10 protein-coding genes are annotated in these 13,440 nt (G+C 70.8%); 5 read left to right on the top strand and 5 right to left on the bottom strand.

Features of this window, described 5'->3' with window-relative positions; genetic code table 11:
• Window positions 1–27: 27 nt before the first annotated feature.
• Window positions 28–1,299, bottom strand: coding sequence for a YibE/F family protein (locus tag ACYVE9_RS05910; RefSeq protein WP_461026648.1), 1,272 nt, complete (start codon window positions 1,297–1,299; stop codon window positions 28–30).
• Window positions 1,300–1,489: 190 nt separating this feature from the next.
• Here ACYVE9_RS05910 and thiC point away from each other — a divergent pair, with 190 nt between their 5' ends.
• Window positions 1,490–3,259 (top strand): phosphomethylpyrimidine synthase ThiC, encoded by a 1,770-nt coding sequence (gene thiC / locus ACYVE9_RS05905; RefSeq protein WP_461026647.1) that lies wholly within the window; start codon window positions 1,490–1,492, stop codon window positions 3,257–3,259.
• A 69-nt stretch (window positions 3,260–3,328) separates the two neighbouring features.
• On the opposite strand, the gene ACYVE9_RS05900 is transcribed toward thiC, so the two are convergent.
• The 4 genes from ACYVE9_RS05900 to ACYVE9_RS05885 all read right to left on the bottom strand — a co-directional run bounded on the left by ACYVE9_RS05900 (window position 3,329) and on the right by ACYVE9_RS05885 (window position 7,827).
• Window positions 3,329–3,901, bottom strand: a complete 573-nt coding sequence (locus tag ACYVE9_RS05900) for a DUF4240 domain-containing protein (protein WP_461026646.1) — start codon at window positions 3,899–3,901, stop codon at window positions 3,329–3,331.
• A gap of 182 nt (window positions 3,902–4,083) precedes the next feature.
• Window positions 4,084–5,001: a hypothetical protein gene (locus tag ACYVE9_RS05895; RefSeq protein ID WP_461026645.1), complete on the bottom strand. Its 918-nt coding sequence runs from the start codon at window positions 4,999–5,001 to the stop codon at window positions 4,084–4,086.
• Window positions 5,002–5,485: 484 nt separating this feature from the next.
• Window positions 5,486–6,535 (bottom strand): metallophosphoesterase, encoded by a 1,050-nt coding sequence (locus ACYVE9_RS05890; protein ID WP_461026644.1) that lies wholly within the window; start codon window positions 6,533–6,535, stop codon window positions 5,486–5,488.
• 182 nt (window positions 6,536–6,717) lie between these two features.
• Window positions 6,718–7,827: a LacI family DNA-binding transcriptional regulator gene (locus ACYVE9_RS05885; protein ID WP_461026643.1), complete on the bottom strand. Its 1,110-nt coding sequence runs from the start codon at window positions 7,825–7,827 to the stop codon at window positions 6,718–6,720.
• A 400-nt stretch (window positions 7,828–8,227) separates the two neighbouring features.
• Between ACYVE9_RS05885 and hisC the strand changes: the two genes are divergently transcribed.
• From hisC to ACYVE9_RS05865, 4 genes are all read left to right on the top strand, one after another.
• Window positions 8,228–9,307, top strand: coding sequence for a histidinol-phosphate transaminase (gene hisC, locus ACYVE9_RS05880; protein WP_461026642.1), 1,080 nt, complete (start codon window positions 8,228–8,230; stop codon window positions 9,305–9,307).
• 354 nt (window positions 9,308–9,661) lie between these two features.
• Window positions 9,662–11,191, top strand: coding sequence for a cytochrome ubiquinol oxidase subunit I (locus ACYVE9_RS05875; protein WP_461026641.1), 1,530 nt, complete (start codon window positions 9,662–9,664; stop codon window positions 11,189–11,191).
• 157 nt (window positions 11,192–11,348) lie between these two features.
• Window positions 11,349–12,356, top strand: coding sequence for a cytochrome d ubiquinol oxidase subunit II (gene cydB, locus ACYVE9_RS05870; RefSeq protein WP_461026640.1), 1,008 nt, complete (start codon window positions 11,349–11,351; stop codon window positions 12,354–12,356).
• A gap of 98 nt (window positions 12,357–12,454) precedes the next feature.
• Window positions 12,455–13,440: ABC transporter ATP-binding protein/permease (locus ACYVE9_RS05865; protein WP_461026639.1), on the top strand; the 986-nt coding region annotated here is incomplete at its 3' end.

Raw genomic sequence — 13,440 nt, 5'->3', positions numbered from 1 at the left:
CCGCGGTGCGCCCCTCGGCGTCGTCCGTCACGGTTTCGCCCGCCGGCGCTTGCCCCGGCCCGTCCTCGGCGGCGGTTCGGTCTCGTCCGGGCCGCCCAGTCCGGCGGACACCACCAGCGCCGCCAGGCCCGTGGTGACCGGCACCGAGGCGACCAGGCCGATCGAGCCGACCAGCGTGCGCACGATCTCCTCGGCGACCAGCTCACTCGTCGCGACCGTGCCCGTACTGGCCTGCGCGATCGAGAACAGCAGCAGCAGCGGCAGGGCCGCGCCCGCGTAGGCCAGGACCAGGGTGTTCACCACCGACGCGATGTGGTCCCGGCCGATCCGCATCGCCGCCAGGTACAGCTTCCGCCAACTGGCCGTCGGGTCGGCCTGCCGCAGCTCCCACACCGCCGACGTCTGCGTCACCGTCACGTCGTCGAGCACACCCAGCGAACCGATCAGCACCCCGGCCAGCAGCAGGCCGCGGATCTCGATGTCCGGATAGAGGCTGTGCACCAGCGCGGTCTGGTCGTCGGTGTTGCCGGACAGCTTCGCCCAGGCGATGAACAGCGAGCCGAGCAACCCGATCAGCACCAGCGAGATCAGGGTGCCCAGCACCGCGACCGACGTTCTCGCGGTGAGGCCGTGGCACAGGTACAGCGTCACCAGCATGATGGCGCTGCCGCCCACCACCGCGACCAGCAGCGGATTGGAGCCCTGCAGTATCGCCGGCAGGATGAACAGCGTCAGCACCGCGAACGTGATCGCCAGCCCGACGAGCGCCAGCACGCCGCGCAACCGCCCCACCGCGACCACCACCAGGGCGAAGAAGATGGCGAGCAGCACCATCGGGAACTTCCGGTCCACGTCGACGACGCTGTACTGGAGTTCCTCCGGCGCCTGCGGCGCGAACGCCACCACGACGCCCTGCCCGGTGTCCAGGCGCCGGGTCGCGTCCGGCGTCACGACCTCCTGGAACTCGCGCCCCGTGTGCGGGCCCGTCGTCACCTCCACCGTCGCCACCTGGCAGCGGCCGGGGGAGGAGGCGTCGTTGTCCTCCCGCTCGGCGTTGACGTCCTTGCAGTCCACCTCCTCGACCTTCGTCACCCGTGCCTGTTCCATCTGCCGGTCGAAGCCGACGCCCGTCTGCTCGTGCCGGCTGTCCGCACCGCTCGGCCAGAGCAGGACCAGGCCTGCCACGACCGCGGTCGCGAAGGGGATCAGCACCGCCGCGATCACCTTGCGCAGATGCTTGGACACCGGAGCGGCGGGGCCGTGGTGATGGCTGTGCTGATGGCTGTGAGAGTCGTCCACGGACCGATCATCGCAAGACCCCCTGGCGCGGCGCAGCGGCGAACCGCTAGCGTGGGCGTGCTTTTGCACATCGCGGGAGCTCCGAGCACGGGGCTGAGAGGGCGCTGACCTCCGTAGGCGAGATACGGAAACCGGCTGCGTCGACCGCCGAACCTGTTACCGGGTAATGCCGGCGTAGGGAGTGGGTCTCATGACCATGCAGGATGCACGCATGCCCGAAGGGGACGAGTCGGTCACACCCGGCTCGCACAAGGGCTACGTGAGCGGTTCGCGCCCGGACATCCGGGTGCCGGTCCGCCGGGTGCACCTCACCAACGGACGGGACGTGACGCTGTACGACACCTCAGGGCCGTACACCGACCCGAACATCACCACCGACGTCCGCCGCGGCCTGGCCCCGCTGCGGGAGAACTGGATCATCAGCCGGGGCGACACCGAGGAGTACGCCGGGCGGGAGCTCCGCCCGGAGGACGACGGCCTCAAGCACACCTCACCGCGCGGCGGCCTGAAGAACCTGGACGCCGTCTTCCCCGGCCGCCCGCGCCTGCCCCGCCGGGGCCGGGACGGGGCCGCCGTCTCGCAGCTCGCGTACGCCAAGCGGGGGGAGATCACCCCGGAGATGGAGTACGTCGCCGTCCGCGAGAACTGCGAACCGCAATTCGTGCGCGACGAGATCGCCGCCGGACGCGCGGTGCTGCCGGCGAACGTCAACCACCCGGAGATCGAGCCGATGATCATCGGCCGCAACTTCCTGGTGAAGGTCAACGCCAACATCGGCAACTCCGCGGTCACCTCCTCCATCGAGGAGGAGGTGGACAAGATGACGTGGGCCACCCGCTGGGGCGCGGACACCGTCATGGACCTCTCCACCGGCCGCAACATCCACACCACCCGGGAGTGGGTGCTGCGCAACTCCCCGGTGCCGATCGGCACGGTGCCGCTGTACCAGGCGCTGGAGAAGGTGGACGGCAAGGCCGAGGAGCTGAGCTGGGACGTCTACCGCGACACCGTCATCGAGCAGGCCGAGCAGGGCGTGGACTACATGACCGTGCACGCCGGCGTGCTGCTCCGGTACGTGCCGCTGACCGCGCGCCGCAAGACCGGCATCGTCTCGCGCGGTGGCTCGATCATGGCCGCCTGGTGCCTGGCGCACCACCGGGAGAGCTTTCTCTACACGCACTTCGAGGAGCTGTGCGACATCCTCAAGGCGTACGACATCACCTTCTCGCTCGGTGACGGTCTGCGCCCGGGGTCGATCGCGGACGCCAACGACGAGGCCCAGTTCGCCGAGCTGAACACCCTGGGCGAGCTGAACCGCATCGCGAAGTCGCACGACGTGCAGACCATGATCGAAGGCCCCGGGCACGTCCCGATGCACAAGATCAAGGAGAACATCGACCTCCAGCAGGAGATCTGCGAGGAGGCGCCGTTCTACACGCTCGGCCCGCTCACCACGGACATCGCGCCCGCCTACGACCACATCACCTCCGGCATCGGCGCCGCGATGATCGGCTGGTGGGGCACCGCGATGCTCTGCTACGTCACACCGAAGGAGCACCTGGGCCTGCCCAACCGGGACGACGTCAAGACCGGCGTGATCACCTACAAGATCGCCGCCCACGCCGCCGACCTGGCCAAGGGCCACCCCGGCGCGCAGGACTGGGACGACGCCCTCTCCGACGCCCGGTTCGAGTTCCGCTGGGAGGACCAGTTCAACCTGGCCCTCGACCCCGACACCGCAAGGGAGTTCCACGACGAGACCCTCCCGGCCGAACCCGCCAAGACCGCCCACTTCTGCTCGATGTGCGGGCCGAAGTTCTGCTCGATGAAGATCTCCCACGACATCCGCCGGGAGCACGGCGGGGAGCTGAGCGTCGACCAGATCGAGTCCGGTATGGCCGAGAAGTCGAAGGAGTTCGCGGAGGCCGGCAACCGCGTCTACCTGCCGCTGGCGGACTGACCGCTGAATCCGTGGGCATCGGGGTGGGCCTTGGACCCTTCCATGGGTTCGGGCCCCCCGGATGCCTGCTCACCGGACGCTCGGTCCGAGACACAGCCTCGCCAGACGGGGAAGCCGTCGGTACATCTCCTCGGCGTCGTCGAAGTCGAAGTCCTCGCCCATGTCGGCCTCCGGGTTTCTGCCTTCATCAGTCGGCAGGTGCCCGGCCTGGGCTGCGTAGAAGGCGTCCCGGTCGCCGGTGAGGCGCTCGAAGGCGGTGCCGGCCGCGTAGTTCATGTCCTCGTAGAAGAGTGCGTCGTCGCGGTGAGCCCGCACCGCCTCCAGCACGGCAGGATGCTCGGCGAGGTCGTCCGGCTCCGCTGCGGTGCGCTCGTACCACTCGCGGCCGAGGGCGATCAGTCCCGCCCGGAAGTCGGTGAAGCTGTCATCGGAGCAACCGCCGCCTATGAGGTAGGCGGCGGCCCACACGTCCCACCGGTACAGGCCGTCACACACCTCGTCGAATCGCGCCGCGTACGCAAGGATCTCCTGCGGCGGGCGGTCGGCGAGCACGCTGACGAGCACCTCGTCGAGGGGCTCGCCGGTGGTGGTTGCGGAGGCCTGCGCGGATCCGATGAGCTGCCAGAACCGGTCGATGTCCATGGCCGGCACACTGCCATCCCGGTATGACACCACTGAGCCGCCGATGCGGCCGCACGGCCCCAGTGCCGCTCCCCGCAGCGGCGGGGGGCGTCGTCGTGTGCGCCGGGGGTGCCGTCGTGTGCGTGCAGTACGGGCGTGCGGCCTGGCAGTGGCCGCAGTGGCCGCGGCAGCCGTCCCGCGGCTCAGTCCGGGGTGTGGTCGGGCCCGCCGTAGTCGGGGCTGGAGAAGTCCGGGCTGGAGAAGCTGGGGCGCTGGCGGTGCGGCTCGGAGGTGTCACCGGCCGGGCTGGTGAAACCGGGGTGGGAGTACCCGAGCCGCGGGGTGCGGCTGCCGCGGTCCTGCTCGGGGACGGACGGCGGCGACGGGGAGCGGGTGGGCTCGGGCAGCCGGTCGTCCGGGTCGTCGGCCGCGGCCTCCCGCAGGAACGGCACGATGCCGCGTTCCAGCAGTGCCTGCCGCCAGGCGGCCCGGGCGAGGGCGACCTCCTCGGCGAGGCCGTCCTGCCCCTCGTCCCCGACGGCGGAGCTGGGCGAGTTGCGCAGGGCGGTGATCAGCAGGCCGATGGTGGCGATGAGGTTGCCGGCCTCGGTGATCGCGGCGAACACCCAGCCGACGTCGCGCATCGGCTGGGCAAGCGCCGGCTCGGGTGAGAGCAGGTGCAGGAGGTGTCCGACGGTGAGGAAGATGATCGCGGCGGCGCCGGCGAGCACCGGGGCGAGCACGGTGATCACGGCGAAGAGTCCCGCGCCGCCGGTCTCGGCGATTCCGCCGGCGAGGCCGAGGGACATGCCGCCGCGTGGCGTGGGGCTGCGGTCGGCGGGGTCCGCCGAGCCGCCGGCGTCGTCACCGGCGCTGCTGCTGTGCTCGGGGCGGCGCAGTTGTTCCCGCAGCCGGGTGAAGTCCTGGTATTCGGCGGCCGCACAGGCGGCGATGGCGGCTGACGCGCTGAGTGCCATGCTGCGCAACTGCTCGTTGTTGAGGCGCTTTCCGGTGGCGAGCAATTCCGGCCGGGTGCGGGCGTTGCGCAGTGCTTCGTCCAGGGCGCGCTCGAACTCCGGGCGGTCCTCGATTCGCAGATGCGGAGCGCTGTTCATGTACATCCCCCGATGCTCCTTGGGGCCGAGACGCGCCGGCCGTCTGCCGGCGATCGGTGGGGCCGGGGCGGAGTCCCTCCTGCGGGGATGGAGGCCGGGCGGCTGTCGGGTTGGGACGACAGGAGAGGCTCGCTGGCGGCAGGACCGATGGTAGAGCGATTCCGGCGCGCGGTGACAGGGTGTTTCCGAAATTGCTTCCGCAGGTGAGCGTCGGGTTGACGAATCGGGGCGGATACGTGTGCGTCCGTGGCGCGTCGTGTCCGCCTGTCATCGGCGTCCGTCAATTGCCGCGGGAAACATACCGACGGCACGCGGAACGCGCTTTGACAGAGGGAGAGTTGGGAGTGACTGCGCGCGAGAGCAGTTCTCGGGCAGCCGCCCGGGCGGTCGCTCTGACAGCGGCCCCGAAAGCTGTCGGAGCGGTTCTCGGCGCGGTTGTCCGAGGGGTTGCCGGCGCGGCGTTCGGAGTGGACCGCGGCGGGCCGGTCGCTCACTCGGGCAGCGGCAGCCGGGCGACGAGCAGTCTGCCGGACATGGTCACTCCGCCGTCCATGCCGACGGCGAGTCCTTCGGCGTAGACGTGCGGGCCGTCGATCTGGACGGACTTCTCCCCCTCGGTGTCCGGCCCGTCCTTGGCGGGCGCCTCGCCCAGCAGGTAGGGGATCGGGCTGTGGCCGTGCACGACGCGCCGGCCGCCGTAGGTCTCCAGCAGGTCGCGGGCCACCTGCGGTCCGCCGTCGTCGCGGAAGGCGAAGCGCTTGGTGAACTTGCGGAACAGGTCCCAGGTCTCGTCGGGGTCCCGGCGTTCCAGGGCTTCGGTGACGGCGTCGTTGACGGCGGTGATGCTGTCGCCGTAGTCGAGGTAGGCGGTGGTGTCGGAGTGCAGCAGCAGGTGTCCGTCGGCGAGTGTCATGGCGTCCAGCCGGGACATCCACTGGACGTGGTGTTCCTGGAGCCGTTCCATGTCGGTGCGCTGGCCGCCGTTGAGCAGCCAGGCCGCCTGGAAGGAGGCCGTACCGGCACCGGAGTTGACGGCCGTGTCGGCGAACCGCTTGGCGCCGATGAGCAGCAGTTCGTGGTTGCCCATGAGGGCCTTGCAGTAGCCGCCGGCGGCGGCGGCCTCGGCGGAGAGCTGCATGACGAGGTCGATGACACCGATGCCGTCCGGGCCGCGGTCGGTGAAGTCGCCGAGGAACCACAGGCGGGCGTTGCCGGCGGCCCAGTGGCCGTCGCCGTCGACGAGGCCGACGTCCAGCAGTGCGGCGCGCAGCTCGTCCAGGTAGCCGTGCACGTCTCCGACGACGTACAGCGGGCCCGGCGGCTCCTCGCCGGCCGTGGGCAGCGGGGCGTCCACCAGCGTGGGTGTGGCGTCCGGGTCGGGCGCCCTGCTGATCACCGGCAGGTCGCGCTGGGTGGGTGTGTAGTCGTCGTCGGGATGGGGCGTGGCGGCGCCGGGAGCGCCCTGGGCACCCGCCGCGCTCTCGTGCTGCCACATCCCGGGTCCCTGACCGGCCCCCTGAGTCATCGACCCCTCCACCACTACGCGCCGTGTGCACCTGCCGGATCGCGCCCTGTCGCAAGACGGTCCCGGTGCCGTTCGCCCATCATAGGAATGCTGGTCGGGCGTTGTGACGCACCTGGGGGGTGGCAATTGCTGCCGGGACCGGGCCGTGTGGGAGTTTCTCCCCGATTGTCCGTTACGGCGTGGGGCGCGGTGTGACGTCAGTCGGTTGTCGGGGCGCGTGGTGCGCTGACGGTGGTGCGTGGGTGGCGTCGTTGGGACGAGGTGCGGACGATCAGGTCGGTGGGCATGACCTGCTGGATGACCCGGCCCTGGTCGAGGCCCTCGATGGCGTCGATGAGCAGTTGGATCACCGCGGTGCCGATGCGCCGGGGTTTGAGGGAGAGCGTGGTGATGGGCGGCTCGGTGGCGGCGTAGACGGAGGACTCGCTGCAGCACACGAGCAGGAGGTCGTCCGGCACGCGCAGCCCGTATCGGCGGGCCGCGGCCAGCAGGTCGGTGCCGTTGGGGTCGAACAGGCCGTAGACGGCGTCGGGCCGGTCCGGTCGGGCGAGCAGCCGGTCGGCGGCGACGGCTCCCGCGCACGGGTCGTGGGCGGGGTACGCCTCGTAGACGGGTTCCTGGCCGACGCGCTCGCACCACTGGAGGTAGGCGGTGGTGGAGAGCCGGGTGTAGGTGTCCGTGCTGGTGCCGGTGAGCAGGCCGATGCGGCGGGCGCCGGACTCGGCGAGGTGGTCGAGCAGGCCGGTGACGGCGGCCTCGTGGTCGTTGTCGACCCAGGCGGTGACCGGCAGGCTGGCGGCGGGCCGGCCGTCGGAGACGACCGGGATGCCCTGCCGGACGAGTTCGCCGACGACCGGGTCGTGGTCGGCCGGGTCGATGACGACGGTGCCGTCGAGGGCCACGTTGGACCACACGTCGATGGCGCTGTGCCGGGCCGGGGCGGGCAGGATCACCAGCGCGTAGCCGCGGGCGAGCGCGGCGGAGGTGGCGGCCCTGACCATCTCGGCGAAGTAGGCGAACTCCGTGAAGGTGAACGGTTCTTCGCCGTAGGTGGTGACGGTGAGCCCGATCAGTCCGGACTTGCCCGTGCGGAGGGTGCGGGCCGCCGCGGAGGGCCGGTACCCGAGTCTGTCGGCGACCTCGCGGACGTGGCGACGTGTGGCGTCGGGCAGCCGCCCCTTTCCGTTCAGTGCGTCGGAGACGGTTGTGATGGACACACCGGCTGCGGCGGCGACATCCCGGATGCCCGCCCGCCCCAACCGACGGCCGGCGGACCGGCTCACCTGGTGCTTCCCTGCTGCTGTCATGGCGAGCCGATAGTAGGGCTGTGAGGTGCCCCCTTTGAGGCCACTCCTGGACGGGGTCGAAGTCACGATTCTGCAAGGCTGTTCTGTGCTAACCACCTTTGAACACAAGGAAGTTGACGCTCAGTCAGTGAAACATGCCGGGTGATTGGGCGGCTCGTGCCCCACTCCTTCGGATGTTTCGAAGAGGTCTCAACTCACCTTCACGAGTGATGCGCGCTACGGCGCCCGCTACCGGCGTGCGGCTCTGCTCGCGCGCCCCCTCGGGTTCGGAGCGGCTCAGCCGGGGCGGTACTGCGCCGGATCGATTCCTCTTAAGGTAAGCAGTAATGCTGAGCGGCACAGGTGAGTGGCGGACGCCGATCGGGCGGACCGCCGGAACCGGGCTCCAAGGAGGACAGCGATGACTGACGACACCCCGAGGCTGCGTGCGGCGCTCGACGGGATCCCGACGTACAAGCCGGGCCGCCCCGCGGCGTCCGGTGGCAAGGTCGCCTACAAGCTGTCGTCCAACGAGAACCCCTACCCGCCGCTGCCCGGCGTGCTGGAGTCGGCGGTGTCCGCGGCCGAGTCCTTCAACCGCTATCCCGACATGGCCTGCACCGGGCTGATCGCGGCCCTGGCGGACCGCTTCGGCGTGCCGGCCGATCACCTGGCGACCGGCACCGGCTCGGTGGGCGTCGCCCAGCAGCTGCTCCAGGCGACGGCCGGACCCGGCGACGAGGTCGTCTACGCCTGGCGCTCCTTCGAGGCGTACCCGATCATCACCCAGGTCTCCGGCGCCGACTCGGTGCGGGTGCCGCTCACCGCCGGTGAGGAGCACGACCTCGACGCCATGGCCGACGCGGTCACCGACCGCACCCGGCTGATCTTCGTCTGCAACCCGAACAACCCCACCGGCGCGGCCATCCGCCGTGCCGAGCTGGAGCGCTTCCTGGACCGGGTGCCGAAGCACGTGCTGGTGGTGCTCGACGAGGCCTACCGGGAGTTCGTCCGCGACGAGGACATCCCCGACGGACTGGAGATCTACCGGGACCGCCCGAACGTCTGCGTGCTGCGCACCTTCTCCAAGGCGTACGGCCTGGCCGGGCTGCGGGTGGGCTTCGCGGTGGCGCACGAACCGGTGGCGGCGGCGCTGCGCAAGACTGCGGTGCCGTTCGGGGTGAGCCAGGTCGCGCAGGACGCCGCGGTGGCGTCGCTGGGCAGCGAGCAGGCGCTGCTGGAGCGGGTGGACGCCCTGGTGGCCGAGCGGACCCGGGTGTCGCGGGAGCTGCGGTCCCAGGGCTGGACGTTCCCGGAGTCGCAGGCCAACTTCGTCTGGCTGCGCCTGGGTGAGCGGACCGCGGACTTCGCCGCGGTCGCCGAGCAGGCGGGGGTGACGGTCCGGCCGTTCGTCGGTGAGGGCGTGCGGGTCACGATCGGCGAGCCGGAGGCCAACGACCTCTTCCTGGCCGCCACGGAGAAGTTCCGCAAGGAGCTGTAGCCGACGGGCTCCCCCCGCCCCCCGGGCCCGCTGCCACCCGTGGCCGGTAGCCGGTGACCCGTGGCGTTCGCGTGCCCCCTGGCCCCGTCCCGTGCGGGGCCGGGGGGCACGCGAACGTGCGGCGGCGGTGTGGGCTGCGGGCCGGTGCGCGGGGGCGGTGGCCTGGGCCGGAACGTGACGAGGACGACAGCACCCGTGTGCGAAGGGCGTGCGGGGGTGCGGCATAATGGACTTGCTTGTGAATCCGTTCACAAAAGCTTGTGAACGGATTCACGAACCTGGCCTGCATGCTCCCGGGTCGTCCGGGTCCGACCAGGTCCAGTCGCACCACGGCGAGCAGAAGGAGAACACGACGTGGACCTCGCGCTGGCGCCGGAAACCCTGGCGCGGTGGCAGTTCGGCATCACCACCGTCTACCACTTCCTCTTCGTCCCGCTGACGATCTCACTCGCCTCCCTCGTCGCCGGCCTCCAGACCGCCTGGGTGCGCACCGGCGAGCAGAAGTACCTGAAGGCGACCAAGTTCTGGGGCAAGCTCTTCCTGATCAACATCGCGATGGGTGTGGTCACCGGCATCGTGCAGGAGTTCCAGTTCGGCATGAACTGGTCGGACTACTCACGCTTCGTCGGTGACGTCTTCGGCGCCCCGCTCGCGTTCGAGGCGCTGATCGCCTTCTTCTTCGAGTCGACCTTCATCGGTCTGTGGATCTTCGGCTGGGACAAGCTGCCGCAGAAGATCCACCTGGCCTGCATGTGGATGGTCGCGATGGGCACGGTGCTGTCCGCGTACTTCATCCTCGCCGCCAACTCCTGGATGCAGCACCCGGTCGGCTACCGCATCAACGAGGAGGCCGGACGCGCCGAGCTGACCGACTTCGTCGCCGTCCTCACACAGAACACGGCCGTCGCCCAGTTCTTCCACACCATCACCGCGGCCTTCCTCGTCGGCGGCGCCTTCATGGTGGGCATCGCCGCCTGGCACCTGATCCGGCGGCGGCACATCCCCGTGATGCGCACCTCGCTGCGGCTCGGCCTGGCGGTCATGGTGATCGCCGGTCTGGGCACGGCGATCAGCGGCGACCGACTCGGCAAGATCATGTACGAGCAGCAGCCGATGAAGATGGCCGCCGCCGAGGCCCTGTGGGACACCGAGGGACCCGCGCCCTTCTCCCTGTTCGCCTGGGGCGACGTCGACAAGGGCCACAACAAGGTCGCCATCGAGATCCCCGGCCTGCTCTCCTTCCTCGCCCACGACAACCTGACCGACCCGGTACCGGGCATCAACGACACCAACGAGCAGATGAAGGAGCTGTACGGCGACCAGTTCGCGCTGGACGACTACCGCCCCAACATCCCCGTCGCCTACTGGTCGTTCCGCTGGATGATCGGCTTCGGCATGACGTCCTTCGCGCTGGGCGCCCTGGGACTGTGGCTCACCCGCCGCAGGCTCTGGCTCAGCCCGGAGCTGCGGAAGCGCGCCGCCGACGAGAGCCGGGTGCCCGCCCTATCCCTGGGCCGCGGCACGGTTCTCGGCGAGCGCCTCACCGCCTGGTACTGGCGGGCCGCGGTACTCACCATGGGCTTCCCGCTGATCGCCAACGCGTGGGGCTGGATCTTCACCGAGATGGGTCGCCAGCCGTGGGTGGTCTACGGGGTGCTGCCCACCTCGTCGGCGGTCTCCCCCAGCGTGTCGCAGGCCGAGGTGATCACCTCCATGACCGTCTTCACGCTGCTCTACGCGGCACTCGCGGTGATCGAGGTGCGGCTGATGCTCAAGTACGTCAAGGCCGGCCCGCCCGAGCTCACCGAGGCCGACCTCAACCCGCCCAAGAAGATCGGCGGCGACCCCACCGATCCCGACCGGCCTATGGCCTTCTCGTACTGATGCGGGAGGTGCGCGCAGTGAACGTCTCCGTGCCGACCCGCCCGGCCGGCGACCGCCCCCACCGGTCGCCGGGGGCGCGCCGGCGGTCCCAGTCGTCCGAGCGGTGGCCCGGACACCGTCAGCGGTCCGCTTCGTCCGAGTCGCCGAGGAGCATGTGATGGAACTCCCCCAGGTCTGGTTCGTCCTCATCGCCGTCCTGTGGACCGGCTACTTCTTCCTGGAGGGCTTCGACTTCGGCGTCGGCGTGCTCACCAGGCTGCTGGCCCGGGACCGGAGCGAACGCCGGGTGCTGATCAACACCATCGGTCCCGTCTGGGACGGCAACGAGGTGTGGCTGCTCACCGCCGGCGGAGCGACCTTCGCCGCGTTCCCCGAGTGGTACGCGACCCTCTTCTCCGGCTTCTACCTGCCGCTGCTGCTGATCCTGGTGTGCCTCATCCTGCGGGGCGTCGCCTTCGAGTACCGGGTCAAGCGCCCGGAGGAGGCCTGGCAGCGCAACTGGGAGCTGGCCGTCTTCTGGTGCTCGCTGCTGCCCGCCTTTCTCTGGGGCGTCGCGTTCGCCAACCTGGTGCACGGCGTCCGCATCGGCCCCGACAAGGAGTACGTCGGCACGGTGCTCGACCTGCTCGCCCCGCACGCGCTGCTCGGCGGCCTGGTCACGCTGGCACTGTTCACCTTCCACGGCGCGGTCTTCACCGCGCTGAAGACCGTCGGTGACATCCGGCTCCGGGCCCGCGCGCTGGCGGCGAAGCTGGGCCTGCTCACCGCTGCCCTCGCCGTGGCGTTCCTCGGCTGGACGCAGCTCGTCAGCGGCGACCGGGCCAGCCTGGCCGCCGCGGCCGTCGCGGTGGTCGCGCTGCTCGCCGCGCTCGGGGCCAACCGCCGGGGCCGGGAGGGCTGGGCGTTCTCCTACTCCGGGGTGACGGTCGTCGCCGTGGTGGCCATGCTCTTCCTGGCCCTCTTCCCCGACGTGATGCCCTCCTCGCTGAACCCCGACTGGAGCCTCACCGTCGACAACGCCTCGTCCAGCCCGTACACGCTGAAGATCATGACGTGGTGCGCCGGGCTCGCCACCCCGGTTGTGCTGCTCTACCAGGGCTGGACGTACTGGGTGTTCCGCAAGCGCATCGGCACCCAGCACATCGCCGAACCCGCCCCGCACTGATCCGCCCGACGTCCGCTGCCCGAGGCCGGCCGCGTGCCGTCCGCTGCCTGCCCTCCGCCCTCAGTCCTCCGCCCTCCGCCCGAGTGAGGTGACCCCGCATGCGCCCCGTCGACCCGCGGCTGCTGCGCCACGCCCGTTCCACCCGGTTCTTCCTGGCCGCCACGGTGGTGCTCGGCCTGGCGGGCGCCGGGCTGGTCATCGGCCAGGCGATGCTGATCGCCGAGATCGTCGTGCGGGCCTTCCAGCAGGACACGCCTGCAGCGGAGCTGGGAACCGAGCTGCTGCTGCTCGTGGCGGTCTCCGTCGGCCGGGCGCTGGTGGCCTGGCTGACGGAGCTGGCCGCGCACCGCTCCAGCGCGGCCGTCAAGTCGCAGCTGCGGACCCGGCTGCTGGACCACGCCACCGCCCTGGGCCCGGCCTGGCTCGGCGGCCGACGCACCGGCGAGCTGACCGCGCTCGCCACCCGGGGCGTCGACGCGCTCGACGACTACTTCGCCCGCTACCTGCCGCAGTTGGGGCTCGCCGCGGTGGTGCCCGTCGCGGTGCTCGCGCGCGTCCTGTGGTCGGACTGGATCGCGGCGCTCACCATCGTGGTGACGCTGCCGCTCATCCCGATCTTCATGGCGCTGATCGGGCTGGCCACCCAGTCCCACATGGACCGGCAGTGGCGGACGCTGTCGCGGCTCTCGCACCACTTCCTCGACGTGGTCGCCGGGCTGCCCACCCTGAAGGTGTTCGGCCGGGCCAAGGCACAGGCCGAGAACATCCGGGCCATCACCGGCGACTACCGCCGGGCCACACTGCGGACGCTGCGCATCGCCTTTCTCTCCTCCTTCGCCCTGGAGCTGCTGGCCACCATCTCGGTGGCGCTGGTGGCGGTCGGCATCGGCATGCGGCTCGTGCACGGCGAACTCGACCTCTACACCGGGCTGGTGGTGCTGATCCTCGCCCCCGAGGCGTATCTGCCGCTGCGCCAGGTGGGCGCGCAGTACCACGCGGCGGCCGAGGGGCTGGCAGCCGCGGAGGAGGTCTTCGCGGTACTGGAGACCCCGCCGCGCGCCCCGGCCGCCGGGGCGGCACCGGC

The sequence above is a fragment of the Streptomyces sparsus genome (assembly GCF_054776295.1).
This window is presented reverse-complemented; position numbering and strand designations above follow the sequence as displayed.

Excerpts from the sequence above, each read along its gene's own strand:
- thiC (WP_461026647.1), top strand. The coding sequence starts at position 1,490 with ATGACCATGCAGGATGCACGCATGCCCGAAGGGGACGAGTCGGTCACA.
- ACYVE9_RS05900 (WP_461026646.1), bottom strand. The coding sequence starts at position 3,901 with ATGGACATCGACCGGTTCTGGCAGCTCATCGGATCCGCGCAGGCCTCC.
- ACYVE9_RS05895 (WP_461026645.1), bottom strand. The coding sequence starts at position 5,001 with ATGTACATGAACAGCGCTCCGCATCTGCGAATCGAGGACCGCCCGGAG.
- ACYVE9_RS05885 (WP_461026643.1), bottom strand. The coding sequence starts at position 7,827 with ATGACAGCAGCAGGGAAGCACCAGGTGAGCCGGTCCGCCGGCCGTCGG.
- hisC (WP_461026642.1), top strand. The coding sequence starts at position 8,228 with ATGACTGACGACACCCCGAGGCTGCGTGCGGCGCTCGACGGGATCCCG.
- cydB (WP_461026640.1), top strand. The coding sequence starts at position 11,349 with ATGGAACTCCCCCAGGTCTGGTTCGTCCTCATCGCCGTCCTGTGGACC.